At 69.7% G+C, this 26,976-nt stretch carries 26 protein-coding genes and 2 pseudogenes; 13 read left to right on the top strand and 15 right to left on the bottom strand.

The genetic code is table 11. The features are described 5' to 3' along the window. Positions 1–57 precede the first annotated feature (57 nt). The 3 genes from ACIO1C_RS27265 (at position 58) to ACIO1C_RS27255 (ending at position 3,366) form a co-directional block, all read left to right on the top strand. A complete protein-coding gene (locus ACIO1C_RS27265; RefSeq protein WP_401868141.1) occupies positions 58–1,308 on the top strand; it encodes a sensor histidine kinase in 1,251 nt (416 codons plus the stop codon). Further along, complete coding sequence (locus tag ACIO1C_RS27260) at positions 1,305–1,964, top strand: response regulator (protein ID WP_401867959.1); 660 nt, start codon at positions 1,305–1,307, stop codon at positions 1,962–1,964. Before ACIO1C_RS27265 ends, ACIO1C_RS27260 begins: the two co-directional genes overlap by 4 nt. Before the next feature lie 205 nt (positions 1,965–2,169). After that, on the top strand, positions 2,170–3,366 hold the full coding sequence (locus ACIO1C_RS27255) for an esterase-like activity of phytase family protein (RefSeq protein ID WP_401867957.1): 1,197 nt from the start codon (positions 2,170–2,172) through the stop codon (positions 3,364–3,366). 95 nt (positions 3,367–3,461) lie between these two features. Here the strand turns inward: ACIO1C_RS27255 and ACIO1C_RS27250 are convergent, their stop codons facing one another. The 3 genes from ACIO1C_RS27250 to ACIO1C_RS27240 form a co-directional block, all read right to left on the bottom strand. After that, on the bottom strand, positions 3,462–3,767 hold the full coding sequence (locus ACIO1C_RS27250) for a hypothetical protein (protein WP_401867954.1): 306 nt from the start codon (positions 3,765–3,767) through the stop codon (positions 3,462–3,464). Between the two features lie 116 nt (positions 3,768–3,883). Further along, the gene (locus tag ACIO1C_RS27245; RefSeq protein ID WP_401867952.1) at positions 3,884–4,507 is read right to left on the bottom strand and encodes an NADPH-dependent F420 reductase; all 624 of its coding nucleotides are present in this window, start codon (positions 4,505–4,507) and stop codon (positions 3,884–3,886) included. Between the two features lie 33 nt (positions 4,508–4,540). Continuing rightward, on the bottom strand, positions 4,541–5,275 hold the full coding sequence (locus ACIO1C_RS27240) for an SDR family NAD(P)-dependent oxidoreductase (RefSeq protein WP_401867950.1): 735 nt from the start codon (positions 5,273–5,275) through the stop codon (positions 4,541–4,543). A 143-nt stretch (positions 5,276–5,418) separates the two neighbouring features. Here ACIO1C_RS27240 and ACIO1C_RS27235 point away from each other — a divergent pair, with 143 nt between their 5' ends. Then, entirely contained in the window at positions 5,419–6,030 is a 612-nt protein-coding gene (locus tag ACIO1C_RS27235; RefSeq protein ID WP_401867948.1) for a TetR/AcrR family transcriptional regulator, read from the top strand. Here the strand turns inward: ACIO1C_RS27235 and ACIO1C_RS27230 are convergent. From ACIO1C_RS27230 to ACIO1C_RS27220, 3 genes are read right to left on the bottom strand one after another with little or no spacing between them, the layout of a single operon-like run. Continuing rightward, positions 6,022–6,468 (bottom strand): hypothetical protein, encoded by a 447-nt coding sequence (locus ACIO1C_RS27230; protein WP_401867945.1) that lies wholly within the window; start codon positions 6,466–6,468, stop codon positions 6,022–6,024. The two genes, ACIO1C_RS27235 and ACIO1C_RS27230, sit on opposite strands and share 9 nt — an antisense overlap. A gap of 33 nt (positions 6,469–6,501) precedes the next feature. Continuing rightward, the gene (locus ACIO1C_RS27225; protein ID WP_401867943.1) at positions 6,502–7,113 is read right to left on the bottom strand and encodes a hypothetical protein; all 612 of its coding nucleotides are present in this window, start codon (positions 7,111–7,113) and stop codon (positions 6,502–6,504) included. A 53-nt stretch (positions 7,114–7,166) separates the two neighbouring features. Then, positions 7,167–8,162: a diacylglycerol kinase gene (locus ACIO1C_RS27220; protein WP_401867941.1), complete on the bottom strand. Its 996-nt coding sequence runs from the start codon at positions 8,160–8,162 to the stop codon at positions 7,167–7,169. 263 nt (positions 8,163–8,425) lie between these two features. On the opposite strand from ACIO1C_RS27220, the gene ACIO1C_RS27215 reads away from it, so the two are divergent. Next, positions 8,426–9,709, top strand: coding sequence for an adenylosuccinate synthase (locus ACIO1C_RS27215; protein WP_401867938.1), 1,284 nt, complete (start codon positions 8,426–8,428; stop codon positions 9,707–9,709). Positions 9,710–9,819: 110 nt separating this feature from the next. Here ACIO1C_RS27215 and ACIO1C_RS27210 read toward each other — a convergent pair whose 3' ends face one another. Genes ACIO1C_RS27210 through ACIO1C_RS27190 form a run of 5 tightly spaced genes read right to left on the bottom strand, consistent with a single transcriptional unit; the run spans position 9,820 to position 15,011 of the window. Continuing rightward, the gene (locus ACIO1C_RS27210) at positions 9,820–10,203 is read right to left on the bottom strand and encodes a hypothetical protein (RefSeq protein WP_401867936.1); all 384 of its coding nucleotides are present in this window, start codon (positions 10,201–10,203) and stop codon (positions 9,820–9,822) included. A 19-nt stretch (positions 10,204–10,222) separates the two neighbouring features. Next, on the bottom strand, positions 10,223–11,062 hold the full coding sequence (locus ACIO1C_RS27205; protein ID WP_401867934.1) for a tetratricopeptide repeat protein: 840 nt from the start codon (positions 11,060–11,062) through the stop codon (positions 10,223–10,225). Continuing rightward, positions 11,034–13,910: a CHAT domain-containing protein gene (locus ACIO1C_RS27200; RefSeq protein WP_401867932.1), complete on the bottom strand. Its 2,877-nt coding sequence runs from the start codon at positions 13,908–13,910 to the stop codon at positions 11,034–11,036. Before ACIO1C_RS27200 ends, ACIO1C_RS27205 begins: the two co-directional genes overlap by 29 nt. A 31-nt stretch (positions 13,911–13,941) precedes the next feature. Further along, positions 13,942–14,178 (bottom strand): DUF397 domain-containing protein, encoded by a 237-nt coding sequence (locus ACIO1C_RS27195; protein ID WP_401867929.1) that lies wholly within the window; start codon positions 14,176–14,178, stop codon positions 13,942–13,944. Continuing rightward, positions 14,175–15,011, bottom strand: a complete 837-nt coding sequence (locus tag ACIO1C_RS27190; RefSeq protein WP_401867926.1) for a Scr1 family TA system antitoxin-like transcriptional regulator — start codon at positions 15,009–15,011, stop codon at positions 14,175–14,177. Before ACIO1C_RS27190 ends, ACIO1C_RS27195 begins: the two co-directional genes overlap by 4 nt. 155 nt (positions 15,012–15,166) lie before the next feature. Between ACIO1C_RS27190 and ACIO1C_RS27185 the strand changes: the two genes are divergently transcribed. The 3 genes and pseudogenes from ACIO1C_RS27185 to ACIO1C_RS27175 all read left to right on the top strand — a co-directional run. Beyond that, positions 15,167–15,640: a hypothetical protein gene (locus tag ACIO1C_RS27185; protein WP_401867923.1), complete on the top strand. Its 474-nt coding sequence runs from the start codon at positions 15,167–15,169 to the stop codon at positions 15,638–15,640. Between the two features lie 179 nt (positions 15,641–15,819). Next, positions 15,820–16,161 carry a hypothetical protein gene (locus ACIO1C_RS27180; protein ID WP_401867920.1) on the top strand — a complete coding sequence of 114 codons (342 nt, stop codon included), beginning with the start codon at positions 15,820–15,822 and terminating at the stop codon, positions 16,159–16,161. A 7-nt stretch (positions 16,162–16,168) separates the two neighbouring features. Then, positions 16,169–16,400 (top strand): annotated as a pseudogene (locus ACIO1C_RS27175) (IS5/IS1182 family transposase); the annotation flags it as partial. Between the two features lie 16 nt (positions 16,401–16,416). On the opposite strand, the gene ACIO1C_RS27170 reads toward ACIO1C_RS27175, so the two are convergent. After that, positions 16,417–16,953, bottom strand: a complete 537-nt coding sequence (locus ACIO1C_RS27170) for a hypothetical protein (RefSeq protein ID WP_401868152.1) — start codon at positions 16,951–16,953, stop codon at positions 16,417–16,419. Between the two features lie 258 nt (positions 16,954–17,211). Between ACIO1C_RS27170 and ACIO1C_RS27165 the strand changes: the two genes are divergently transcribed. Then, entirely contained in the window at positions 17,212–17,679 is a 468-nt protein-coding gene (locus tag ACIO1C_RS27165; RefSeq protein WP_401867917.1) for a nuclear transport factor 2 family protein, read from the top strand. A gap of 38 nt (positions 17,680–17,717) precedes the next feature. Here the strand turns inward: ACIO1C_RS27165 and ACIO1C_RS27160 are convergent, their stop codons facing one another. After that, positions 17,718–17,912: a hypothetical protein gene (locus tag ACIO1C_RS27160; protein ID WP_401867915.1), complete on the bottom strand. Its 195-nt coding sequence runs from the start codon at positions 17,910–17,912 to the stop codon at positions 17,718–17,720. 94 nt (positions 17,913–18,006) lie between these two features. On the opposite strand from ACIO1C_RS27160, the gene ACIO1C_RS27155 reads away from it, so the two are divergent. Next, positions 18,007–18,582 carry a methylated-DNA--[protein]-cysteine S-methyltransferase gene (locus ACIO1C_RS27155; protein ID WP_401867913.1) on the top strand — a complete coding sequence of 192 codons (576 nt, stop codon included), beginning with the start codon at positions 18,007–18,009 and terminating at the stop codon, positions 18,580–18,582. A 270-nt stretch (positions 18,583–18,852) separates the two neighbouring features. Continuing rightward, on the top strand, positions 18,853–20,880 hold the full coding sequence (locus ACIO1C_RS27150) for a serine/threonine protein kinase (RefSeq protein ID WP_401867910.1): 2,028 nt from the start codon (positions 18,853–18,855) through the stop codon (positions 20,878–20,880). A gap of 28 nt (positions 20,881–20,908) precedes the next feature. On the opposite strand, the gene ACIO1C_RS27145 is transcribed toward ACIO1C_RS27150, so the two are convergent. After that, entirely contained in the window at positions 20,909–21,697 is a 789-nt protein-coding gene (locus ACIO1C_RS27145; RefSeq protein ID WP_401868139.1) for an SDR family oxidoreductase, read from the bottom strand. 145 nt (positions 21,698–21,842) lie between these two features. Here ACIO1C_RS27145 and ACIO1C_RS27140 point away from each other — a divergent pair. Both ACIO1C_RS27140 and ACIO1C_RS27135 read left to right on the top strand, forming a co-directional pair. After that, positions 21,843–22,442, top strand: a pseudogene (locus ACIO1C_RS27140) (sigma factor); the annotation flags it as partial. Between the two features lie 85 nt (positions 22,443–22,527). Beyond that, positions 22,528–23,085, top strand: a complete 558-nt coding sequence (locus ACIO1C_RS27135) for an AAA family ATPase (RefSeq protein WP_401867907.1) — start codon at positions 22,528–22,530, stop codon at positions 23,083–23,085. Positions 23,086–24,337: 1,252 nt separating this feature from the next. On the opposite strand, the gene rph is transcribed toward ACIO1C_RS27135, so the two are convergent. Beyond that, complete coding sequence (gene rph, locus ACIO1C_RS27130; RefSeq protein ID WP_401868136.1) at positions 24,338–26,842, bottom strand: rifamycin-inactivating phosphotransferase; 2,505 nt, start codon at positions 26,840–26,842, stop codon at positions 24,338–24,340. Between the last annotated feature and the right edge of the window lie 134 nt (positions 26,843–26,976).

Genomic DNA, 26,976 nt, shown 5'->3' with positions numbered 1-26,976 from the left:
GGCAGTGTGACCGAGACAGAGACCGGGAAGACCCGGAGCCCCGAGTTCCGCCTCGCCATGGACGCGATCGGCGGCCTGCGCGAGGACCTCTTCCACGACGCCTTCGCCTATCGTCCGCTCAAGCCCAGGCGGACGGACGGCCGGATCATCCGTCGGCTGCCCGGCCGGATACGTGAGTACGCCGCCTGGCTGCCGCACGCCGTCGTCGTGCTGGCCGCGCTCATGGTCTGCTTCATCGGCGTGTCCGACGAAGGTTCGCTCCTCGGTGTCCTCCCCGCGATCCCGTTGCTGATGACGCTGGTCAGGCCCGTCGGCGCCTGGTGGCTGTCCCTCGCGGTCTCCGCCGTCCTGGGCGCGCTCGGCGGGCGGTACGACACCTGGCCCTGGACAGCCGGCGCCTTCGCCGGGTACCTCCTCGTGATCACGGTGGTGGCACTGCGCACCAGGCCCAGCACCGCCGCCTGGCTGTGGGTGCTCACGGCGGTCTACGGGGCGTTCGCCACGGTCTTCCTCGGGGGGTACGGCGGGGGCTCGACCAGCGTCCCCACCATGCTCTTCCTCTCCGCGCTGGTGCTGCTGACCGTGACCGTCCTGCACGTCCGCCGCGAGGCGGAGCAGGAGGTCGCGATCCAGCAGAGCGTCACGGCCGTCGAACGCGACCGGCGCACGCTGCTGGAGGAGCGCACCACCATCGCCCGTGAGCTGCACGACGTCGTCGCCCACCACATGTCGGTGGTGGCGATCCAGGCCGAGGCCGCGCCGTACCGGGTGGAGAATCCGCCCCCCGAGCTGGAGAAGGCGTTTGTCACGATCCGCGAGAACGCCGTCGCCGCGCTGACCGAGCTGCGCCGCGTCCTCGGGGTCGTACGGGCCGAGGACTACGAGGCGCCCGACGCCCCGCAGCCCACGCTCGCCGACCTCGACGGGCTGCTGGGCAATGTGCGGGACGCCGGTCTGACCGTGGAGAAGGCGGTGACGGGCGCGGTACGGGAGCTGCCGCAGGGCGTCGAGCTGTCGGCGTACCGGATCGTGCAGGAGGCACTGAGCAACGCGCTGCGGCACGCGCCGGGGTCGACGGCACGGGTCGAGATCAGTTACGTCCTCGGCGGGCTCGGGCTGCGGATCGTGAACACACCGCCGCGCGGGCTGGTGAAGCAGTCGCCGGGGGCGGGTCACGGCATCACGGGGATGCGGGAGCGTGTGACGATGCTGAACGGTGAGATGACCGCGGATCTCCAGGAGGACGGCGGCTACGAGGTCGCCGCGTTCATCCCGGTGGCCGCCGTGAAGGACGGGGACGCGGCGTGACCATCAGAGTGCTGATCGTCGACGACCAGGTGATGGTCCGCGAGGGTTTCTCGGTCCTGCTGAACGCGATGCCGGACATCGAGGTGGTGGGCGAGGCGGTGAACGGGCGCGAGGCGGTCACCCAGGTCGCCGCCCTGGACCCGGACGTCGTCCTGATGGACATCCGGATGCCGGAGCTGAACGGGATCGAGGCGACCCGCGAGATCGTCGCGGCGGACGCGGCGGCGAAGGTGCTGGTGCTGACGACGTTCGACCTGGACGAGTACGTGTACCAGGCGCTGCGGGCGGGCGCGTCGGGCTTCCTGCTGAAGGACGCGTCGGCGCGTCAACTGGCCGACGGGGTACGGGTGGTGGCCTCGGGCGAGGCCCTCCTCGCCCCGACGGTGACGCGCCGCCTGATCACGGAGTTCTCGAAGCTCTCGGAGACCCCGAGGCCCCCGGTCCTGGCCCGCGTCGGCGACCTCACGGAACGGGAGACGGAGGTGCTGGTCCTGATCGCCCAGGGCCTGTCGAACGCGGAGATCGCGGAGCACCTGGTGGTGGCGGAGTCCACGATCAAGACGCACGTGAGCCGCATCCTGGTGAAACTGGGCCTGCGCGACCGCACGCAGGCGGCGGTGTTCGCGTACGAGGCGCGCTTGGTGACCCCGGGCTAGGGCCTGTCCGGCGGATCTCCCGTACACCGTCCGGTTCATCCACACCCTGTGGACGAACCGGGCCGGGTACGGCGGTGATGCGGCCCCCCGTCGCGCCGGGGCGGCGCCTCCCGCCCCGCCGCCTCGCCCTCTCACCCCATTGCGCCTCCCCGTCACACCTATGGGTGACTGCGCCCGGCGCTCGTGGCGCGCCAAGATCATCTCTATGAAACCCTCCTTGATCCGCCGTGCGTGTGTCGCGGCCGTCGTGCTGGCGGCGACGATGGCTCCGGCCGTGGCGGCACAGTCGAACAACAACGGCGTACGGGACAAGAGCGCCGCGCGGGGCGGCTCGGCCGTACGGTCCGACATCGGGGCGAAGGCCCGGCTGCTGGGCGAGAAGATCGTTCCGCACAAGCTCCCGTTCCGGGGCACGACCGTCGGCGGGCTGTCCGGGATCGACCGGGATCCGTGCACGGGTGAGTACGTCGCGATCAGCGACGACCGTTCCGTGCTCCAGCCCGCGCGCTTCTACACCGCCCGGATCGCGGTGGACGGCGCCGGGGTGCACTCCGTCGAGTTTACCGGCACGCACCCGTTCCTCCAGCCGGACGGCGAGGTCTATCCGCCGGTGAGCGCAGGCGACGGAAAGGCCGTGGACCCGGAGGAAGTGCGGGTGGACCCGCGGAGCTGCGACTACTGGTGGGCGCAGGAGGGCGACCGGCCGAGCTCGTCGGACGCGCCGGTGATCCAGCCGTCGATCCAGTTCGCCACCCGTTCCGGTGCCTACCGCGGGCAACTGCCGCTGCCGCCCAACTACAAGATCACCAGGGGCGATTGGGGCATCGCGCGGAACAAGGCGGTGGAGGCGATCACGTTCGGGGCCGGGGGCAGCGTGCTCACCAGCGCCGTCGAGGGGCCGCTGCTCCAGGACGGCCCCGAGCCGACCCTCCAGCACGGCGCGCTGGTCCGCGTCACCCAGCAGAGCCGGGCCGGGGAGGTGCTCGGGCAGTTCGCCTACCCGCTCGAAAAGATCTTCACCGCGCCGGACGGGTCCAGCACGTATCCGCCCGACACCGGCGTTCCCGCGATCCTGGCGTACCCCGGTGACCCCGGCCGCTACTTTGTCCTCGAACGCACCTGGGTGGCGGGCGCGGGCTACAAGATCCGCCTCTTCGACGCCACCACTCGGGGCGCGACCGACGTGCGGCACCTCGACTCCCTCAAGGGACGCAAGATCGTCCCGCTGCGGAAGAAGCTGGTCGCGGACCTGGCGGACCTGGGTCTGTCCAGGGTCGACAACACCGAGGGCATGACCTGGGGTCCGACCCTGCCGAACGGCGAACGCACCCTGGTCCTGGTCAGCGACGACAACTTCGCCGAGGACGCGGTCACCCAGTTCGTCGCACTCGGCATCCGCTGAGCCGCCGGCGGGCGGCGCGCTACGCACCTCGGCCGGCCGCAAGGGGGAGCGGCCGGCCGGGGTGCGTGGGGCCGGAGTAGGTGTGGCCAGATCCCTCAGTTGCCGATGCCGGAGCTGCCGATTCCCGCATTCCCGATGCCGGAGCTGCCGACGCCCGTGTTGCCGAGGCCCGCGTTGCCCACACCCCAGTTGGCGACACCGGCGTTGCCGACGCCGTTGTTGAAGGCACCCGAGTTGCCCACACCGACCGGCCACACCTCGTGGGCGCCACCCGCCGACCATGTGTCCCCGGCGCCACCGGCCGACCACATGTCGTCGGCGGAGGCCGCGCCGGCGCCGCAGAGGGCCAGGGCCGCCGCGGCACCCAGCGTGGCTGTCACACGGAGAAGAGCTGAACGCATCGTCACATACCTCCTGATTGGGGACTATTCGTCCCTATCTCTAGCACGCCGCCCTACCGGATGCCGGATACGGGACCGAATGCCCGAAGCCGCCGTGTCGCCCGTGTCCTCGGCGCCTAGACAGGAAGTTCGGTGATGCCGAGGGCGAAGTCCACGTTCCCCACCCCGTGGTTGGCGAGGCCCACCGCGACCACGCCCGCTCCTTCCAGCCAGTGCGCCATTTTCAGGCCGCCGACGTCCAGCGGGCGCAGCCCGAGGCTCTCGATGAACGCCTCCACGCTCGCCTTGGCGCGCGCACTGTCGCCGGCGATGAAGACGTCGGGCCGACCCTTCTCCAGGACATGACGGAAGACGGTGTTGAACGCCTTCACCACGCCGGCGCCGGCCGGGGCCGCCTTGGCGACTTCCTGTGCGATCGAGGTCTCCTCGCGGTGGGCCAGCCCGTCGAACGTGGAGTTGAAGGGATTGCTGATGTCGACGATGACCTTGCCCGCGAGCGCGTCTCCGTACTGGACGACGGCCGGCACGACACCGTCGTGCAACAGGGCCACGATGACGATGTCCCCGGTCGGGACGGTGCCCCATTCTCCCGTCGTGGCGCCGCCGCCGAGGGCCTTGGCCAGGTCGGCGGCCTTGGACCGATCGCGGCCCATGACCTCGACGGTGTTGCCGCCCGCCACCGCCCGCGTGCCGATGGTGCGGGCCATGTTCCCGGTGCCGATGATGCTGATGTCGCTCATGGGATGTCCTGCCCTCGTGGTGCGTTGTCGGGGTCAGATGGCGGTGGTGCCGCCGTCGGCGACGAGTTCCATGCCGTTGACGTAGCTGGAGTCGTCGGACGCGAGGAAGAGGGCGGCGGTGGCGATTTCGTCGGGGCGGCCCATCTCGCCGCGAGGGATGAGGGACTCGAACTGGCGCTTGGTGGCCTCGTCGAAGAGTTCCGCCTGCTTGGCGGTGGCGACCTGGCCGGGGGTCAGGACGTTGACGCGGATGCGGCGGTCCTTGAGCTCGTTGAGCCAGACGCGGGCCCAGGCCTGCTGGACGGCCTTGCTGCCGGCGTAGACGCTCCAGCCGGGGAAGGCGCCGAGGGAGGCGTTGGAGCCGGTCATGAGGATGGAGCCGCCGTCGTTGAAGAGCGGGAGGGCCTTCTGGACGGTGAACAGGGTGCCGCGGGCGTTGAGCCAGAACGCGTCGTGGAAGTGGGCCTCGGTGATCTCGCCGAGCGGGGCGGGTGCGCCCACGCCGGCGCTGGCCCACAGCACGTCGAGGCTTCCCTTCTCCCGCTTGACGGTGTCGTACAGGCGGTCCAGGTCGTCCAGGTCACCGGCGTCGCCCCGGACGCCGGTGACGTTGCGGCCGATCCGCTTCACGGCCTCGTCCAGGGCGTCCTGGCGGCGGCCGGTGATGAAGACGTGCGCTCCCTCGTCGACGAACAGCTTCGCTCCGGCCAGCGCCATGCCGGTGGTGCCGCCGGTGATGACCGCTACCTTGCCGTCCAGCTTTCCCACAGTGGCTCCCTTGAGTCGGTGGTGCCGTGCGCACCTGGGGTGACGGCGTTAAGTACACCGCTCTGTGTGCTTACGGTACGGGCGGCGCGGCCGGGGCGCAACTATGTACACCGGTCGTTACCCAGTGGGGGTACGATGGCTCCATGACGGAGTTGGAGAAGGGCCCCAAGGGCAGCCGCCGCGGCCGGGGCGCCCGCGAGCGCATCCTGGGCGCGTCGCAGGAACTGTTCCGCGAGCAGGGAATCAACCGCACCGGCATGGACCAGCTCTGCGCGGCGGCCCAGGTGTCCAAGCGCACGGCCTACCAGCACTTCGCCGGCAAGGACGAACTCGTCGCCGAGTACCTGCGCCGGTTCGACCCCGCCGTTCTGTCCGGCGTGTTCGACCGCACCGACCTCACGCCCCGCGAACGGCTCCTCGCCGCCTTCGACATCCCGGCCACCACCCCGCTGTGCCCGTACATCGCCGCCGCCGTCGAACTCCACGACCCCGAGCACCCGGCGTCCCAGTACGCGCGCGACTACAAGAAGGCCGTCGCCGCGCGGTTCGCCGACACCGCCCGCGAAGCCGGCGCCGCCGACCCCGAACAGCTCGGCGAGCAGCTCGCGCTGCTCCTCGACGGCGCCGCGGCCCGGACCCGGGTCCTCAACGCCGACGCCTTCCCCACCGCCGCCGCCATCGCCGCCGTCCTCATCGACCACGCGATCCCCGCCACAACCGGCGACGACCGGCGACGTGACGAGGCGTCAAGGTGAATGCGGGCCCGTCTTGCCCGTGAAGGGGAACAGCGGATAGCCCTCCGCGCACTGGCCTGTGGGTGGGTGGTACGGCCAGTCCATGCCCCAGCGGTACAGCAACGTCAGTGCGACAGCAGCCGCGAGCGGTACGAGCCACAGGGTTGCCCGGCCGCCTCGGAGGGGGTGTCGGCGCAGGGCGAGTTGCAGCAGGAGCAGCGGCAGCGTCATGCAGAGCCATACGACCGGCATCAGCAGTTGGAGGCCGATGTTGTTGCCGGCGTCGTTCCCCAGCGGGCAGCTCGCCCAGGAACGGATGGTCCACGCCGTGGCGCCGTACGTACCCAGGGCGGCGAGCGCGGGGGTCAGTACGTACCAGCCGCAACCCGTTGATGGCGTGGGTGACCCGGCTTTCGGCTCGGAGACGGCCGGGACGGCCAGGACGGCCGGGACGTGCATTGCTGTGCCTTCCCCCTCCGGCCAGGGTCCCGCCTACCCCCGGTCCTCCGCCCTCCGTACCGTCCCCAGTATCCGGTCGCGGGTCAGGCGGCCCGGGGTGCGGGCCCAGATCAGTTCGGCGCCGCCCGGGCGGGCCAGTACTCCGCCCGTCTCCGGGTCGCCGCACCACCACAGTTCGCCCGTCGGGCGGGGGTCCGCCGCGTGGTGGCGGCCTTGGAGGCCCACCAGGGTCAGCGGGACCAGTTCGCCGCTCGCCGGGTCGCGCAGGACCACCGCCGCCGCGTGCGGGCCGTGCGGCGCCGTTTCCGCCGGGAGGGCCGTCCAGGGGCGGGCCGCCAGCCGCAGCCGCATCAGCCGGGCCAGGCGCAGCGCGCTCAGCCCGATCAGCAGCGGCGCCAGTGCCAGGCCGCCCATGCCCTCCGCCACCAGGTCCGCCCACTCCAGGCGCCGGGCGGTGTTCGCCAGCTCGACGACCACGCCGCCGGCCGCCGTCGTCAGCCCGACGCGGAGCCACATGCCCGCCCGCGAGCGGTAGCGGGCCAGCGCCTCCGCCGTCTCGGTGACGTCGAGGGCCACCTCCCCGACCGCGGCCTCCGGTCCGGAGTTGTCCGGCGTCGCGCTGCTCTCCGGCGTCGAATCGTGCATCGGTCGGCCCCCAGGCGTGGTACCGGCTTCGTGGCACCCGAGGCTATCGGTGGTCACCCCGTCCCAGAAGCCCCCGGCACGGAATACGTCGCCGGCAATGTCAGCCCCCACGCCCCCGCCCGGAGCGTCCACGTCCGCGTCCGGACCGGACCCGTGACCCGGGTGTCGGCCCGGTAGCGGAAATTCGCCCCCGAGACCGTCACGGACAGCGCGCTCGCCCGCAGCGGCTCGGCCGACGCGCGTGTACGGATCACCACCTCCGCCCGCCCGCCCCGCGAGCGGACCATGATCCCTTCCACCGGCTCGTCCAGATCGCTCAGCAGTACGCCGTCCGCCTCCACCCGCAGCCGGTACGTGTGCGCGAGGAACGCGCCGGGGGGCGGCCGTACCAGCGTGCGGACCAGCGAACGGCACGTGTGCCACATGGACGCCGCGCCGTGCGCCCCGCCCGCGCCGCTCCCGCTGCCGTCGCGCTGACCGTTGCCGGGGTCGTTACCGGAGCCGGAACCGGAGCCCGACCCCGAGCCGTTGCCGACGCCGTTCCCCTGACCGGGTCCCTTCCACTTCCCGCCCCCGTTCCCGTTCTCCCGTCTGGACCCCGGCAGCCCCGGAATGTGCAGATCCCCCAGCACCACCCCGTCACTGTCGTCCACCAGCAGATCCAGCCGCCGCACCACCCCGTCCAGCACCGCCCGCGCCGCCGCCACCGCGCCCGTCGGCACCCCCAGCGCCCGCGCCAGCTCGACCGACGCCCCCACCGGCACCAGCGAGAGCGCCCCGGAGGACAGCTCCCGCTCGCGGTGGAGCAGCGCGACCGTACGCAACAGCGCCCGGTCGTCGCCGATCACCACGGGCCGCCGGCCGCCCCGCCTGGCCAGCGCCCGCGCGAACTCCTCCGGCCCGTCGGGAAGGCATATCTTCACCGCCGCACCCGCGCTCAACACGTCCTTCGCGATCCGTACGGATTCGCCGTCGGTCCGGCGGGCGACCGGGTCGATGACCACCAGAAGCTGCTGCGCGCCGTTCTCGGCGGGCCCTGGAGCCGACACCTCGGTCCTTCCTCGGGTAGCATCTTTGTGCAAGAGCCCCTTGCGCTATTGCGCCAGGGGCTTCGTCTATTCCGGGGCAACCGGTTCGACGGTTCGGGCTGCGTCGTACGACGTCGTGCGGTCCGCGTCTGTGATCTACGTCCAGCGGTCTCGTGCGATGTCGTGCGATGCCGTACGGGTCGTACGGCGCACACGCGACGTACGAACGCCGTATGTGCGCCCCCCGACCTTGGACATGCCCCGCCCGGAAGGGGTGTACGCCTGTGCCCGCACTTGTGCTGCTCGGTGCTCAGTGGGGTGACGAAGGCAAGGGAAAGGCCACCGACCTGCTCGGTGGGTCCGTGGACTATGTCGTGCGCTATCAGGGCGGCAACAACGCCGGCCACACGGTCGTCGTCGGCGACCAGAAATACGCACTGCATCTCCTCCCTTCCGGAATCCTCTCGCCCAGCTGTATCCCGGTGATCGGCAACGGAGTGGTAGTCGACCCGGCCGTCCTGCTCTCCGAGCTGAGCGGGCTGAACGACCGCGGTGTCGACACGTCCAAGCTGCTCATCAGTGGAAACGCTCATCTGATCACCTCGTACCACACCACCATGGACAAGGTGACGGAACGGTTCCTCGGCTCGCGGAAGATCGGCACGACGGGCCGTGGCATCGGACCGACGTACGCCGACAAGATCAACCGCGTCGGGATCCGCATCCAGGACCTGTACGACGAGTCGATCCTGACCCAGAAGGTCGACGCGGCGCTCGACTTCAAGAACCAGATCCTCGCCAAGCTCTACAACCGCCGCGCGATCGACTCCGCCAAGATCGTAGAGGAACTGCTGACCTACGCGGACCAGTTGAAGCCGTACGTCTCCGACACCACCCTCGTCCTCAACAACGCCATCGACGAGGGCAAGGTCGTCCTCTTCGAAGGCGGCCAGGGCACGCTCCTGGACGTCGACCACGGTACGTATCCCTTCGTCACGTCCTCCAACCCGACCGCCGGCGGCGCCTGCACCGGCGCGGGTGTGGGACCGACGAAGATCAGCCGGGTCATCGGGATCCTCAAGGCCTATACGACGCGCGTGGGCGCCGGACCGTTCCCCACGGAGCTGTTCGATGACGACGGCGAGGCGCTGCGCCGCATCGGCGGCGAGGTGGGCGTCACGACGGGCCGCGACCGGCGGTGCGGGTGGTTCGACGCGGTGATCGCGCGGTACGCGACCCGCGTCAACGGCCTCACCGACTTCTTCCTGACGAAGCTCGACGTCCTGACCGGCTGGGAGCAGATCCCGGTGTGCGTGGCGTACGAGATCGACGGCAAGCGCGTCGAGGAACTGCCGTACAGCCAGACGGACTTCCACCACGCGAAGCCCATCTACGAGCTGCTGCCGGGCTGGTCGGAGGACATCACGAAGGCGAAGACCTTCGCCGACCTCCCGAAGAACGCGCAGGCGTACGTGAAGGCGCTGGAGGAGATGTCCGGGGCGCCGATCTCGGCGATCGGGGTGGGGCCGGGCCGTACGGAGACGATCCAGATCAACTCGTTCCTGTAGGAACTCGCGCGGTACGCACACGACTCGCGGTACGCGCACGACGCGGCGCTCCCGTGGCCCTTGGCGGCCAGGGGGGCGCCGCGTCTGCCGTCTCCGGCTGCGGTGAGTTCTTACGCACTCTCCGGGTTTTGGTCCCGGGCAGCGTTGAGGGTTTCCTCGACGGTGATGTCGATGATCCGGTCACGTTCGGCGGGGTCGAGCTGCGGCGCGGGCGTAGCCTCCGCTTGGTTGAGCCGCTGGCGTACGCGCCGGGCGACCGCGTCGGTCGTGGCGGAGGCGCTTCGGCTGCGGATGTCGTTGTAGACCGCCCAGGCGAAAGTGGCGACGCTGACGACGAGGCCGCTGATGGCGACGGGGTCGCTGTACTGGTCGGGTCCGTGGGTGGCCTCGCGCGCGGCCAGGGCGACTTCCACGTCGTCGGTCAGCTCTGGGTTGTGGGCTGTGGTGAGGCGCTGGGCGGCGGCTCGGGCGCCTTGTTCGATGAAGTCGGTCATGAGGGTGTTCTCCCCGTTGTCAGTCGCTGGTGCTGTCTTGGTTGGCGAGGGCGAACTCGCGCACGGCGGCGGGCAGGGGGTGGCCGGTGACTGCCTGCCAGGTCTCTTCGAGGGACGGCATGCCAAGTTGGGCGGTGAGGCGAGTGAGGTGACGGAGTGCCGATCCCATACTTGGATGGGGAGTCTCCTCGAAGAGGGATACGGACCTGACCATCCATGTCTGGGCCTGTGCCGTATCCCCGCGCTCCTCTGCGAGCAACCCCAACTGTCGATAGCTTGAGGCCATGCCGGGGCGGTTGTTGAGATCTTCTTTGATGGTGAGGGATTGGCGGTACCAGTCCTCGGCTTCCTCAAGCCGACCCCGGTCCTGGGCGATCGCGCCAAGCTGGTGGTAGCTGATGGCCATGCCGGGGCGGTTGCCGAGGTTCTCGTTGATGGTGAGGGATCGGTGGCACCAGTCCTCCGCTTCATCCAGTTGTCCTCGTAGTTGGGAGTTCACGCCGAGGTGGTGATAGGTGCCGGCCATGTTGTCGTGGTGGTTGAGGTCCTCGCTGATGGTGAGGGATTGGCGGTACCAGTTCTCGGCGTGCTCCAGTTGGCCCCGTAGTTGGGCGATCACGCCGAGCTGGTGACAGGCAATGGCGATGCCGGGGCGGTTGCCGAGGTTCTCGTGGATGGTGAGGGATTGGCGGTACCAGTTCTCGGCGTGCTCCAGTTGGCCCCGTAGTTGGGCGATCACGCCGAGCTCGTGGTAGTTGCCGGCGATGCCGGGGCGGTCGCCGAGGTTCTCGTGGATGGTGAGGGATTGGTGGCACCAGTCCTCGGCTTCCTCAAGCCGACCCCGGTCCTGGGCGATCATTCCCAGCTGGTGATAAGTCGCGGCCATGCGACCGGCGTGATTCGGCGTTGCAGGTTCGCCGCAGGGCATGGAGGATGGCTCGGTAGGTCTTTTCTGCGAGGTCAAGCTGCCCATCTTCGCGTTCCCGGTTAGCTTGGGCTCCAGTCGAGAACAACCACAGGGCACCTGCGCGGGTCTCCAGGCCGGGCGGGATGCCGTCGTCGGATTCGACGGCCACCCGTACCCGATCCGACCATGATCGCGCCTCTTCCGCCAGCCCCCGTGCACTCCAGTACGTGTTCAGCGGCTGGACTATGTCCTGTGCTTTCTCCCAAAGGGTCTGGTCCAGAGCGAGACCGAGCATGCTGCCGAGCATCCGCTGCTGATGGCTGATCAGCGCCAACGCGAGCTGCGCATCGCCGCCGTTGATATGTCCGTCCAGCCAAGCGCTGAAGTCGGCGTGGGCCGATATGAGGGCGCACCTGGCGGTGGCGCGTTCGGCGGCGTAGGCGTAGGCGTCGGGAGTGTGGGCGCGCCACTGTGCCGCCAGGTGCGCGGGCAGCGCGGGGTGGAGGCGGAACATGCCCGCCGCCAGCGGTGTCAGCAATCCCAAGTCCGCCGCCCGTTGCAGAAGCTCCCTCCATTGCCGGCCGGTTCGGTCGCGGAAGCGTTCGGGAGCCTGCTCGTCGGCGGAGAAGACGGCGAGGACATTCGCTTGGGCGATGCCATGGAACAGGCTCAGGACAGTGAGAGCCTGTTGGTCCTCATCGCTGAGGTGCGTGAACGAGTACGCGATGCTCGCCGACAGTGACGTACGGCGGTCGCCGCCCCCATCGTCCGCCGCGAGGGCGGCCGTCCCCTGGAGACCGTCCAGCAGGTGGCGAGCGGTGGTGGAGTCCAGGTGGGGCAAGGTCAGCCGCATGCTCAGCGGATGCCCGTCCAGCCACCCCATCAGGTCCGCGAACGCGGCAGTCTGCCGCTGCGGCTGGGCGGCCGGGTAGGGGGCCAAGAGCTGATGGGCGTACGCGGTGGCGTCCTCGGGCCCCAGTCCGCCGAGTTCGATGCGGCGCATCTCCGGCCCCAGCCAGCTTTCGGGGGTGCGGCTGGTGATGAGTACCGCGCTTCCGCCGCCACCGGCGGCCACGCGGGTCAGGAAGCCGCGCATCCTGTCCTGCTCCTGCTGGGACAGCGGTGGGGTGGCCCGCCCTGGGTCCGGCATCCCGCGTACCGACTCGAAGTTGTCCCAGATCAGCAGCAGGCGGTGGGTGGCGAGGAGTTCTTCGATTGCCTCCTGGCGCTGGGCGGGGTCCAGGAGCGCGAAACGCGCGTCGAACAATCGCTCACCGATCGCGTTGATGACCCCGTCCAGGCCGAACGACGCCACCCCTGGTTCGAAGGAGTGCCAGAACACCCAGTCCGGGTCATCGATGCCACCCGTGTCGCGCCACCACCGGCCGAAGGCTTTGGCCAACTCCGTCTTGCCCGTACCGCCAGGGCCGTGCACCACGACGACGTGTTGGAGACGAGCGGCCACGTCCAAGGTGTAGAAGTCCGCGTCCCGGCCCACGAACTCGCCCACCGGCTCCAGATCCCGGCCCTGGCCGGCCGTCTCCGGACCCGCCTCGGACTCCTCGCGGATGCGGGTCAGGATGTCTCCGACGGACTGTTCGGGGCTCCGGGTCGTGCGCAGATGCGAGAAGCGCGCCTCGCTGCGCGTGTACAGCACCGGGACCATCCAGTCCGCCAGCGGGAGCATCCCCTTCATCGACGGCCGTTTGTCGTTCAGCGTCAGCTGTACGCGGCCGGCGGTGACCGCGTCCGCCACACGGTCACCGGCGAACAGCCGCTCATAGAACGCGGTCATGAACTCCGCCGCCGCCACCGCGTACACGCTGTACGCCATCGCCACCACGCTCGCGCAACCCCCGGCCAGCAGCCGCGTGGCCACCGCCGCCTCCAGCTCCGAGCCGACCTGCGCGGACTGGCACGCGTTCAGGACCACCACCGGCACCTTCGCCCCGGCGAGAACCTGGGCCACCCGGCCCGCCTCGACCAGGTCGCTCCCGCCACCCGGCTTCTCGAACGCCAGCATTCCCTGCGGGCCCGGCGCCTGGTACATCACCGAGCCCCACCCGGTTCCGGCCCCCGCCCCCGCCCCGGACGTCTGTCCGAAAACGCCGTGGCCGTCGAAGTGCACCACCTGGAACGGTTCCCCGGCCTCCCGCGCCTCGCTGAGTACCTCACCCAACCGTTCCAGCGTCGGAGGCCGCAGTACGACCAACTCCACGCTCCCGCGCACCGCCTCCAACCGCCTCAGCAGCGGCCGCGCGATCATCTGATACCCGACATCCGCCGTCCCGCCGGGCCGGGAGATCACCATCAGCACCCGCAGCCGCGAACCCGGGACCTCGAAGACCTCCGCCATCCCCGTGTTCTGCAGCGTGCGCGAGATCGCCACCCCGTCCAGCGCCACCGGCACAGGACTGCCCGGAGCAACCATCAGCTCCCACGGACGCCCCAACTGCTCCGCCGACTTCGACAGCAGCGCGATCTCGACGGGCCCGCCTCGCGCCCTCGCCGCCACGTACGCGTCACGGGCCGGCCCGGACCCGAACACCGCCGCGAAGACCTGTTCCCCCCACTGCGGCAAGGCTGCCGCCACCCGTGCGCCGCGTTCGCCGTAGGCGGCGGTGGGGAGGCGCAGGTACCGCTCCAGATACCACCGTAAGTCGGTCAGGTCCTCGTCCGACAAAGGCCACACCAACTCCACCGGATCACCGGCCGGCCGCGGATACTGCTCGCCCGTGGGCCATGACGACACCTGTACGAGGCCGTCGTCCCGTAGATCCACCAGCAGCCGTTCGACCATCAGACCCGCCCCCCTGTGGTGCGTGCCGGAGTCAGGCCGTCCAGTTGAGGAACGTCGTCCAGGAGGTGGGGGCGACGGCGAAGGTGGGGCCGCCGGGGTTTTTGGAGTCGCGGAGGTGGATGGAGTGGGGGGTGGTGGCGACCTCTACGCACTGGCCGCCGCCGCCGTCGCTGTAGGTGGACTTGCGCCAGTCGAAGGCGACTTCGATGCACTGGCCGCCGCCGCTGTCGCTGTAGCTGGACTTGAACCACTGCATGGTGTTGCTCACTGTTGTTCTCCCGCCAACCGCTTGATGAGGCCCAGCGATTCGTCCGGGCCAAGGGCCTGTGACCGGATCCTCGCATATCGCTGGCCAAGGATGCTTACCTTTGAGGGATCGCTGATCAGCAGACTTTCCCCTTGAACCTCAAGGTAGACCAGATGCTCGTGCTCGGGAGTCTCCAGTAGTGTCATCCCGCCACGATCACCCGCATACTCGCCGCGCAGCCCTCGGTTCAGTGGCATCACCTGGACCGTGACGTTGCGTCGCTGAGTCGCCTCGGCAAGGTGCCATAGCTGAGCGGCCATGACCTCTTGACTCCCGATGGTTCGCATTAGCACCGCCTCTTCCACCACCAACTCAATGTGAGCCGGCGGATCGCGGTCAAACAGGGCCTGACGCGCAAGCCGGGCCTCGACAAGCTCGTGTACCCGGTGGTCCGAGAGGAACGGATACCCTCCGCCGATCAGAGCGGCGGCGTACTCCTCAGTCTGAAAGAGACCGCTGATGACCAGCGTCTCGTACATCAAGAGGCCCACTGCCTTCTGTTCCAGCAAGGCGAAGTCCTTGAACTGCTTCGGGTACTTCTCCAGCCGTAGGTCCAACCGCGCCTGCTCGAAGATCCCGCTTCCCCCGCCCAGCTCCCGCTCCAGTCCCACCAACATCTGATCGCTTGCGGGCTGTGCACACGTCTCCATCGCGCTCACCGCCGAGCCTGTGAACCCGATTTTTTTCCCCAACTCCTCTTGCGTCCAACCTTTTTGCTTACGCAGGAGCCGTGCGATGCCCGCAATTGCACGCATCGCCGCACTGACCGTTTCCTTGTTCGCCGCTCGCGCCATTGCGATCCCCTCTCGACTCAACCGGACTCAACCGGTCTCAACCGGAACCCGCCGTTTTCATCCCGTCTTCAACCACGTTCAAGCAGGTCAGGGCCGTACGCGACCCTCTGGTCGTGGTGTAGAAAACGCTAGCCGGTGGACCGCACACTGTCTGTATGGATGCGAGAACTCGCCAATTAAAGGCAAGCTGGATTCCGTTTTCGGGATTCCAACTTCGCAAGGCCGGGGTGCAATTCGACGCCGTACGCGTGGACGGGGACGACGGTCGCCGTCTCGCCGACGCCATGGAGGCGATCACGGCCGGTGACCCGGGTCCGATCGTCGCCGAGGCGAACGGTCGCCGGGCCGTGTACTTCTACTTACCGCCCGGAAGCACCGCGCTGAGGGCCTGGCCGCCGAAGGTCACGCGGTTCAACTCCAGCTACGGGCACGTGAGTTACGTACCCGTACCCGCGTTGAAGGGGGACACCTGGCCGCTGTCCTGGTACGTACCGCCGACCGGTCCTGACCGGTTCGTACATCCGCTACTGCTGCTCAACACCGCCGCGCTGCTCCTCGGTGACGGTACGACGGTGTGTCAGTGGGGCGGCGACCGGGGAGACCAGAGCGATTCCTCCGCCGCGCTGTAGCAGGATCATGGAGACGTACCCGGGTACGTCAATCTTGCTGTGGGTGGTGCAGGGGAGCTCCTGGGCGGCGGCTCCGGGGACGACCGACCTCTGACCCGCACCGGCTCTCCCTGGCGCGACCTGCCCCAGAGTTTTGATCCCTGGCAGACCTCTTACAACCGCTGTGGCAGCCTGCCGTCATGCCGGCAGAGCTGAGAGAACACGCGGGTCGTCACTACGCCATTCTGTTCCACTACGCCTTGCCCGACGATTCCTGGGCTGTGGAGCTGAGTGAGGCTGTGCCTGCGCCGACGGCGTGGGCTGAGACGCCCAACGCGGCGGCCCATCTGCCCGGGCCGGCCTTCCTGAGGGTCCTTGTCCCCGACGAGGACCCTGAATCGGAGCCGACCGTCCGCGTCTATAGCCCTGACGAGCACGTCATCCCCTACAAGATCATGCAATGGTTCATGGAGCAGGTGGCTGACCAGGTGGAACGCTGCCGCATCGCGTTCGAGCAGGGTGAACCCGAAGCAGTGGAATGATCATGCGGTGGCTGGTGTGATCACGGCGTCGGAGTCGTCCTCGACAGGTCCGTTTACCGGGCTGAGCCCGCGACAGTTCGGGAGGCTCGTGACAGCGCTGCGGCGGGAGGGCCCCGACGATGCGGCAGCTCGCCCCCCTGTCCGGGGTGTCCAAGTCGGCGGCGGACCGCATCATCGACCATCTCGGGCCGATGCTCGCGCTCCAGCCCCGCAAACGGTTCGCCGAGGACACCGTGGTCGGAACCCGGGGCCGGTTCAGCGCGTGGCGGTCGGGTTCTCGGTCCGGAGCGACCAACGAGTCATCGGCCCCCACTTCGATTCCGGCCCCTCGACCGCGAGCAGGCCTTTCACATCGGGTACGACAACGACGTCGTCGAACCGGTGCTCGCGCCCCGTGAGCGTCGCGATGCGCCGCCCCTTCTCGTTGTAGATGGCCAGCCGCCCTCCGGCATCACCGAACGTGGCGGCGATCCGCGTTCCCGGCGCCGGGCACTGGAAGAGCTGCGAGACGGTGGCCTTGACCTTCGGCGGCAGCGGCTCCGCGATCATCGCGTCCACGAAGCGGATCTTCCACCGGCCCGACATCTTCCAGCCCCGCATGATCCGTACCGATGCGCACTGCCCGGGCACAAGGAGAATGTGCGCCCTCTCCCGACCGATCCCCGACGTGCCGGCGTGGTTCTCCGTATAGCGGCCGCCGGGCTCGGTCACGCCGACAACCTTGAATCCCATGCTGGGGAACCGGCCCCACGCCTCGATCCTCACGGGTCGCTCGCGCAGCTTCTTCGGCACCTCTACGACTTGCGAGCGGTACCCCGAGAAGTAGTTCTCGGTGCCTGACCAACCGAACATACTGCCCCCCATACCAGGGGAGTTATCGTACTGCGGCTCAGTCGGATCCGATCGTGTTCGCGATCGTGTTGGCGTCACCCCACGGTTCCGGTACTCGGCCCCTACCCCGGAGGTAATGGCGTCGGTCCGGCGGGGGTGGCGAGGATGGGGATCTCGCCGCGTCGGTCGGACGCGGAGGTCGGATCGGAGTGATGAGCCATGTCTACAGCCGCAGCCGCAGCCGCCGTACCCGCAGCCGCACCCGAGGGCACTCGTGCTGTGGTGCATGAGCTGTTGCGCCGGATCGGCGAGGGTGATCCGGCGGGTATCGCCGAGATGTATGCCGTACGGGTCGACTGGAAGCTGGACTGGCCGGAGGCCGAGCATGGCCGGGCGGCCACGCCATGGATCCGTCACCGTTCCACCCGGGCCGATGCCGCCGCCCACTTCCGCGAGCTTGCCGAGCACCATGCCGCCGGGCAGGCGGCGACCGAGATCGAGCGCATCCTGGTCGACGGCGAAGAGGCGGTCGTGCTCGGCGAGATCCGCCAGACCGCCCGCTCCACCGGGCGCGCCTATCGTGCGCGGTTCGCTCTCCACCTCACCGTCGAGGACGGCCTGGTGACCCGGCATCATGTCTACGAGGACAGCCTTGCCGTGGCCGAGGCGTTCGAGACGAAGGACTGAGCGAGGACCGCGCCCGTCAGGCGCCCGTCAGCCTTCCTTCAGGCGGGCGGCGCGGCACGCAGCCGCCGTACGTCCCGCACGAGCGCGGACAGAGCGCTGAGGAAGATCACAGCTCCGGCCCCGATCCAGAGCGCCGACGCTCCGGCCCGGTACTCACGTACGGCGACGACGAGCAGCAACATGCTGGTGAGGGCGCCGAAGACCGAGATCAGGGCGCTGATGCGGTGGGTCACACGGACATCATCCCCTGAGCGTGCGTCGGCAGGTTTCCGACGGGAGCCCTGGGACCCGGCCGATGTCCGCCCGTCGCGCCGGTACGTTTCCCATATGCGGAACGATCAAGGGGTGGGCTGGTTCAGCGTGGAGACCCCGTTGCCTACGGGCGGGATGCGCATAGGTGTCACGGACCAGGGCGTGGTGGCGACCGCCGCGTTCGGGCCGGACGCGGGCCCGGACAGCGGCCGGGACACCGGCGCGGACACCGGCCCGGACCTCACGACCGAGGACCGCAGAGCCGCCGCGGTCACCGCCCAACTGGCCGAGTACTTCGCGGGCCGGCGAAGGGAGTTCGACCTGCCGATCGACTGGCGTGCGACCGCCGGCGCCCAACAGACCGTCCTGCGGACCCTTCACCGCACGGTGGGGTACGGCACGACCATCACGTACGGCGAACTGGCCGACCGCAGCGGGGCGTTCGATGAGGAGCCCGACGAACGCGGCCTCCGGGCCAAGACGGTGGGCTCCATCATGGGGTCGGCGCCGGTTTCCGTCCTGGTGCCGTGCCATCGGGTCGTGGCGGCGGGTGGGATCGGCGGTTACGGCGGGGGCGAGGCCGGGCTGGCCACGAAGCATTGGCTGCTGACCCTGGAGGGGGTGTTGGCGCCGACGCTGGACTGGTCGTGAGCAGGACGGTGCGTCGTATGGCGTGCCCGACGGTGCGTACGGTACGTACTGCGCGGACGGCACGTACTGCGCGGACGAAGCGTGTTGCGCGGACGGCGCGCCGAGGATTGATCTGGTCCTGGGGACGCGACCCGATACCCTGCATGTGGAAAGCGCTCTCCGTACTCCGCAACAAGCCGTGAGCGCGGGGCCGTTGAACCTGTGGTCGGCCGGGGGAGCCTCGTGGCGCCGCCCGCCGGATCGGTCCTGAGGCAGAGAAAAGGAAACACGGTGTCCGACGAAGGACGGCTGATAGCCGGCCGCTACCGCGTCCTCGACCGGGTCGGTCGGGGCGGGATGGCCACCGTGTGGCGGGCCCACGACGATGTCCTCGGCCGCCAGGTCGCCGTCAAGAAGCTCCATCCCCAGCCGCACCTCGACGCCGCCGAACTGGCCACCCTCTTCGAGCGCACCCGCCGCGAGGCCCGCAGTGCCGCCAGGATCAGCCACCGCAATGTTGTTGTCGTCCACGATGTCGTGGACGACGAGGGCGTACCCGTCATCGTCATGGAGTACGTGCCTTCCACCACCCTCGCCGACCAGATCAAGGCGCACGGGCCGGTCGCGCCCGAAGAGGCCGCCAGAATCGGCCGGGGTGTGATCGCCGCGCTGCGGGCGGCGCACCGGGCCGGGATCCTGCACCGGGACGTGAAGCCGGCGAACGTGCTGCTCGCCGAGGACGGCCGGGTGGTCCTCACCGACTTCGGCATCGCCCATGCGGCCGAGACCTCGGCTCTGACCCGCACCGGCCAGTTGGTGGGGTCGGTCGACTTCATGGCCCCCGAGCGTCTCGCCGGCGCGAAGCCCGGTCCGGAGGCGGACTTGTGGGCGCTGGGCGCCACGCTGTTCCAGGCGGTGGACGGTCGCTCACCGTTCCTCCGGGACTCCGTGACGGCGACGATGTACGCCATCGCGATGGAGCCGGCCCCCGAGGTCCGGCGTGGCGGGCCGCTGACCGCGCTGATCCAGGGTCTGCTCGCCGGCACCCCGGCCGACCGAATATCGGCGGAGGACGCGGAGCGTCTCTTGCGGGTGGGGGGCGGCGATCCGCGACGAGTGGGGGGAGGGGGTGACGTCGCGGGTCCGGCGGCGGCGGATGCCCTGGTTGTGGCGGAGGAGTCGGAGCCGAGTCCGGAGCCGGCCTCAAGTCCGGAGTCGGAGTCGAGCCCGGAGCCGGAGTCGAGTCCGGTTCCGAGTCCGAGTCCTGAGCCGGAACCGGGACCGGAACCGGGGCCGGGACCGGAACCGGGGCCGGGACCGGAACCCGGGCCGGGACCGGAACCCGGGCCGGAGCGCGGAACAGCCGAGGCATCGGCCGCGGTCCCGGCAGCGGAACGCGCGCATGCGGCTGCGGCCGAGCCGCAGTTGGTCGCGACGGGCCCGCGTGCGGCTGCGGCCGACGCGGAGCCAGCCACGACCGTCCCGGCGCCCGTCACGACTGACCCGCTCGTGCCGCCGCCCTCCGGCCGAACGGGCCACTCGAAGAAGGTGGTCGTGCTTGCCGCTGTGTTCGCCGCGGCGGCAGTGATCACGATCGGGTTGCTGGTCAACATCACGACGAAGCAGAACGCCGGCGGCGCCACCGCTTCGTCCGGCCCGCTCCAGGCCGAGGCCGGCGGGGCCACGCCCTCGCGGTCCGCGGACACGCCGACGCCCTCTTCCGTCTCCTCACCGTCGAGTTCGAAGAGTTCCGGTGTCACGTCGCCGACGGCGGACACCCCACCGTCGAAGTCGAAGTCGAAGCCCGGGAACGGACAGGAGGATTCCGCCACGGATCCCGATACGGGAGGCGACACGGATCCCGATACGGAAAGCGGTGAAGAGAGCCCGTCCACGCACAACGGCTCCGGATCCGGCTCCGGATCCGGATCCGGATCGTCGGACGTTCCGGCCGGCCGTGCCCTGGTGGTCCCCGCCACGAACAAGTGCCTGAGCGGCGGCGCCGGGACCGAGGGGATACAGCTGGTCCATGTCGCGTGTGACAACTCCGCGACGCAGCGGTGGCAGGTCACATCGGACGGGAGCATCCGGTCGTCGGGGAAATGCATGACGGTGGCGGGAGGGGCGAGCGATGACCGTACCGAGATCCAACTGAGCGGCTGCGGCGGCGGCGCCAGCCAGCGATTCCACTTCTCCGGTGCGGCGCTGGTGGCTGATCAGTCGCAGAAATGCGTCACCGTCTTCGGGGGCACGAGCGGCACGGTGGTGGTCCTGTGGGAGTGCAGCGGCTGGGACAATCAGACCTGGACGCTTCGCTGACCCCCACGTACCGAAGGCTCCGAGCCACCTAGCGGAGCCGCTCGGTGAGGAAGTCCTCCCAGGTGCGGGTGCCGAAGTCTGTTCCTTCCAGGGAGAGGTTTCCGTCGGCCCGGTACACGCGGCCCGCCTTTCCCGGCATCCGGACCGGGATCAGGGGTCGCTTCCTGCCGCTGGCGCGCAGGTACGCGCGGATCGCCTCGGCCGACTCGTACACCTTCGGTCCTGCCAGGTCGGGCACCAGCCCGGCCGGCTTGTCCAGGGTCAGTTCCACCAGCCGGGCGGCCACCTCGCGTGAGTCGACCGGCTGGAGGCGGAGGCCAGGGACGGGGATCACGGGCAGCTTGGCCATCTTCTCCACGACGGTCAGGAGCAGGTCGTGGAACTGCGCGGCCCGCAGGGTGGTCCAGGGCAGACCGGAGGCGGTCACGGCCTCCTCGGCGGCCAGCTTGGACTTGAAGTAGCCCAGGGGGACGCGGTCCGCGGCGATGACCGAGACGAACACGAGGTGTTTCACCCCGGCGCGTGAGGCGGCGCGCACCAGGTTCCGGGTGGCCACTTCGTCGCCCTTGGGGCCACCGGCGAGGTGCAGGACGATCTCGGTCCCGTCGACGGCGGACTGGATGCCGTCGCCGACCTCGCCCTTGAGGAGGTCGGCGGTGACGTACTCGAGGCGGGCTTGGTCGTCTTTGGGCGGGTGGGGGTGGGGTTGGGGGTGGCGGCTGAGTACCCGTACGTCGTGGCCGGTGGCGCCGAGGAGTGGCAGGACGTGACGGCCCAGGGTGCCGGTGCCGCCGGTGAGGAGGATGGGGGAGGCCATTGGTCTCTCGGTCGTTGGTCCCTCGGTCATTGGTCTCTCCTGGACTCGGTGGTGTTGCTCCGACGCGGTTTTCTCCCCCCCTGTCACCTCAGCAGGTTCCGGAGGGTCTACTTCTTTGACACTCCGCGAGCGAGAGATGTGACCGATGGGCGACGAAGCACGGCTGACCGGGCGTTTTGAGGAGGACCGGGCGCGCCTGCGGGCGGTGGCGTACCGGATGCTCGGCTCGGCGAGCGAGGCGGACGACGCCGTACGGGAGGCATGGCTGCGCATGAGCCGCGCCGACACGGACGACGTGGAGACCTCACCGCGTGGCTGACGACGGTGGTGGCGCGGGTGTGCCTGAACATGTTGCGTCAGAGGGGGCGCGCCGGTGCCGGAGGCGGACCTCACGCGCCAACGCCGGGTTGTCGACGCCTTCTTGACGGCTTCACGCGGTGGGGACTTCGAGGCGCTGGTGGCGCTGCTGCATCCGGATGTGGTGCTTCGGGCCGACCGGTCGGCAGGACCGACGCCCACTCCGCTCCTCATTCGCGGTGCCCGGACGGTGGCCAGGGGCGCGATGACGGCGACGGGACGGGCGCGGTACACCCAGCCGGCACTGGTGAACGGGGCGGTGGGACTGGTGATGGCCCCTCGCGGCCGGTTGTTCCTGGTGCTGAGCTTCACGATCACGGAGGACGGGATCACCGGCATCGACGTGATCGCGGACGCGGACCGTTTGCGGACGCTGGACTTGGCGGTGCTGGATGTGGTGGGGCCGGCGTGTGAGATCGAGGATCCGTGCGGGTGGAGAGAGACCACGGACGACGGTGTACGACGATGCTCGTATGACGTTGGCCGTGGTACCCATCGACCGTGAACCGGCCGCCGCCGGTGCCGTCCTGCTGACCGGTATCCCCGGCAGCGGCAAGTCCACGGTGGCTGCCGCGCTGGGCGCCCGGCTGGGGAGGGCGGCCCATGTCGAGGTGGATGGGCTCCAGCAGATGATCGTCAGCGGCGGCCGATGGCCGACGCTGGAGCCGGACGCGGAGGCCGACCGCCAGATCTTCCTGCGTGCCCGCAACGCGTGCCTGCTGGCGGACAGTTTCGCGGCAGCGGGTTTCGTCCCGGTGATCGACGACGTGGTGGTCCGCCGTACCCACCTCGACTTCTACCGCAGGACGTTGGGGACCCAGCCGTTCCACGTCGTGGTCCTGGCGCCCGGCCCGGCGGCCGCGTGGCAGCGCAACCAGACGCGAACGAAGGTCCTGACCACGGACTGGTCCCCGTTGGACGAGGCGATGCGCACGGAGCTGGCGGGTCAGGGGACGTGGATCGACAACGCGGGCCAGACGGTGGAGGAGACGGTCGAGGCGGTGCTGGATGCGGTGGGGGTGGGGTGGTGAGGTGCGGGGTGGGGTGGGGTGGGGGGCGGAGCGTTCCGGGTTGGGTGCGGGTTCGGGCCGAGGGGTAGTCGGGTGTGGCCGGGTTGTTTTGAGCGGCGTGGGGCCGCCCCTTGCTGTTGAGTGTCGCGGGTCCGGTCCGGGCGTCAAGGGCGCTCCTGCGTCGCGTCGGCTTCGCCGATTGCGCTTCGCTTCACCCTTGACCCCCGGCCCGGACCCGCAAGGGAAGGCTGGGGGGGGCGGCCCGGGGGAAGGTCCCCCGGTAATGCCCGGGGGAGGTTCGGGTTTCGTCGCGGGCCTCGGCTTTCGGCGGGGTGTTGCGCACCACTTGAATGGGGCAGTTGGTCTCAGTTCGGCGGCTGGCGGGCCGTCCGTTGGCCGGTGCGCAAGCACCGTGTCTGTGGTGAGTGGGTGGTGGGGCGGATGTGGCGGGGGAGGCGGCCGTCCGGCCTGTTTCGGTGGGTTGCGTGCTCTGAGAGCCCATTAACGAAACACAGGACACAAAGCCGGGGAGGAGAGGCCCGCAGAAGGCCTCAAAGCCCGGGCAAATGGGGCATATGGTCTGTTGGGGAGTGGGGTGGTGGGCAGCACCGGCGGCCGGCCGCCACCCACCGGCCCGCACGCAAGCACCACGCCCGGGCCGGTGGGTGGTAGGGCGGATGCCGTCTGTCGGGGTGGCCATCGGGCCCGTTTCGGTGGGTTGTGTGCCTTGAGAGCCCCTTAATGAAACACAGGACGCAAGACCCGGCGGGAGAAGCCCCCGGCGGGCCTCAAAGCCTGGGTAAATGGGGCATATTGGCCGCCGGGGTGGATCCAGCCCCGCCTGGCCCCGCTGCTGACCACGGATCTCAGACACGGTGCCTGTACGCCCACCGACGGACGGCCTGGCGGCCGCCGAACCAGCCCGCCACCGCCCCATTCAAGTGGGGCGCAAAACCCCGCCGAAAGCCGGGGCCCGCGACGAAACCCCAACAGCAAACAGGCCCTCCGGGGGACCTTCCCCCGGGCCGCCCCCCTCAGCCTTCACTTGCGGTTTCGGGGCGGGGGTCAAGGGTGGAACGCAGTGGAATCGGCGAAGCCGACGCTCCGCAGGAGCGCCCTTGACGCCCGGCCCGAAACCGCGACACTCAACAGCAAGGGGCGGCCCCACGTCGCCCAACACAAGACCGGCCGCCCCCGACTACCCCTCGGTCCGAACCCGCACCCAACCACCCCACCCCAACCACCCCACCCCGGGACCCGTCGGCGTGGTCGGTCAGGGCAGGAGCTCGATGTAGCCGTCTGTTCCGTGTACGCGGATTCGTTGGCCGTCCTGGATCAGTTGGGTCGCTCGGTCCACGCCCACCACCGCCGGCAGGCCGTACTCCCGGGCGATCACCGCGCCGTGGGTCATCAGGCCCCCTACCTCCGTCACCAGGCCCGCGATTCCCACGAACAGGGGTGACCAGCTGGGGTCGGTGAAGGTCGTGACCAGGATGTCTCCCGCTTCGAGGTCGGCCTCCGCCATGTCGAGGATGACGCGGGCCCGGCCCTCGATGGTCCCCGCCGAGACCGCCACGCCGACCAGGGCGCCGGGCGGCGCGTCGTCGCGGTGGTATGCGCCTGTCAGAGCCTCGCCGTCCGAGGTGAGCACCCGGGGCGGGGTGAGTGTCTCGTACGAGCGGAAGGCCTCCTTGCGCTCGTGGACGAGCTGTTCGTTCAGCTGGGTCGTACGTACGACGTCGTGCAGTTCCTGGAAGGTGAGGAAGAAGATGTCCTCCTTCTCGGGAAGCACGCCGGCCCGCACCAGCCGTTCGGCCTCCTGCATCAGGGCCCGCTTGTAGACGAAGTAGCGGCTGACGATGCCGTACTTCGGGTACTCGCGGTAGCCGATGAAGGCTCTGACCTGGTCGATCATCCGCTTGGTCTCGTCGGCCCTCCGGTCGCCGTCCGGCAGGGCCCGCAGCCGCGACAGCACGTCCTGTTCCTTCTGCCGCGCCTTCTGGCGGCCCTGTTCGAAGCGGCGCCCGGCCGCGCCCGGTTCGAAGTTCCGTACGTTGTCGAGGATCGCCGGCAGAAGTGTGGTGGGGCGCTCGCGCCACCTTGGCCTGGTGATGTCGATCTCGCCCGCGCAGCGCATGCCATACCGGTCGAGGTACGCCTCGATGGCGTCGCGCGCCTCCGCGCCGCCCGGGAGCTTCGGCAGGTCGTCCAGGAAACCCTCGTCCTGCACCTCCCGCAGGAACGCCACCACCTCCGGCAGCGGACGGATCACGTCCGCGACGTCGAGCAGGTCCAGTCCCATCTCCGACGTGATGTTGTCGGGGGCGGACAGGGTGAGTGTGTCAGCGGCGTTCTTCTCGCCCAGCCACTCCCACAGCTTGTCGTTGAGCCACCACGTGGCCTCCATGCCCGCCATGATCGCCTGGAAGTTCAGCGGATCTCCGAGCACCCGCTTGTGCTCCTCGAAGGCCTCCAACAGGAAGTCGAACAGCGCCGGTCCGGTCTTCGTGCGGATGTCGCGTTCCAGGGCGGCGACGGACACCCGACTGCGTTCGATCAGCTCGGCGACGATGGCCGGGTCGGGCTCGGCCGGGGCGGACGCCGCGCGGGCCGGCGGCGGCCCGGTGTCCGGGAGCGTCGGGACGAAGTCGTCGCGGTCGAGGACGGTCTCCAGCGCGTCCCTGACCAGCGGATCGCCCTTCCCCATGAGGTCAAGGAGACCGGCGCGGCTCGCGGGCGAGGCCAGGCGCCGGGTGACGTCGACAAATAGCCTTCCACCCGCCGCGTGCATCGGCACCATGGCGGTCAGCTGCCACATGGAGAGCCCCAGGGGCTTCATCGCGTCGGTCATCATCTGCTGGTGGCCGACGGAGACGTACAGGTGATTCTCCTCGTCACCGGCCTCGGGGATGGGGAACAGCGTGGTGATCGGCCGGCTCTGCACGATCTGGAAGTCGTCGTCCGCCAGGCACCATTCGATGTCCTGCGGACGCCCGAAGTGCGCTTCGATCCGCCGCCCGAGCTGTACGAGCCGTACCACCTGCTCATCCGTGAGCGCCGGCACGTCACCGGCCGACCTGGCGACCACTTCGCCGTCGCGCACGGTGAAGCCGTCCGGGTTCACCAGCCCGGAGACGAGGGCCTCGCCGAGGCCGAAGCCGGCGTCCACGGTGGCGACCTTCCGGTTGCCGGTGACGGGGTCGGCCGTGAACAGAACCCCGGACGCGTCCGCGAGGACCATCCGCTGTACGACGACGGCCATGTGGACCGTACGGTGGTCGATTCCGTTGTGTTGGCGGTAGGTCACCGCCCGCTCGGTGAAGAGCGAGGCCCAGCACCGGCTGACGTGCTGAAGAACCCCCGCCGCGCCCACGACGTTCAGATACGAGTCCTGCTGCCCGGCGAAGGACGCGGTCGGCAGATCCTCCGCCGTAGCACTGGACCGAACGGCATAGGCGACCTCGCCGTCGAGCGCACGGGTGATGGCCGCCGCGAGATCGCCCGGAATGACAACCCCTTCGATGACCCGCCGGATCTCCGCACTGAGCACACGGATCCCGTCCCGGTCATCCGCGTCCAGACGCGACAACCGATCAACCTGATCACCGACCATGGGCGCGACGACCTGCCGGTAGGCGTCGGTGGTCACACAGAAACCGGCAGGCACACGGACGCCCCCGACCCGCGACAACGCACCCAGCCACGCACCCTTACCCCCGACAACGGCGACCTGACTCTCGTCCACCTCGCGCAGATCCCGCACGTACCGCTGGTTCATCGCGCGCACGTCGTGCCCTCATTTCCGCAGGTTGTGGCCTTGCCCGCCGATTCTGCGCCACCCCCTGGGCCTTGCCGCAAGCCCCCCAGTGCGCTATACCTTAAGAACGGCAAGGAGAGACATCTCCTTGCCTT

It is taken from the genome of Streptomyces sp. NPDC087420, assembly GCF_044744165.1.
Classification (GTDB): Bacteria; Actinomycetota; Actinomycetes; order Streptomycetales; family Streptomycetaceae; genus Streptomyces.
Note: the sequence above shows the minus strand (reverse complement) of the source record. Positions and strands in the feature narration are given on the sequence as shown.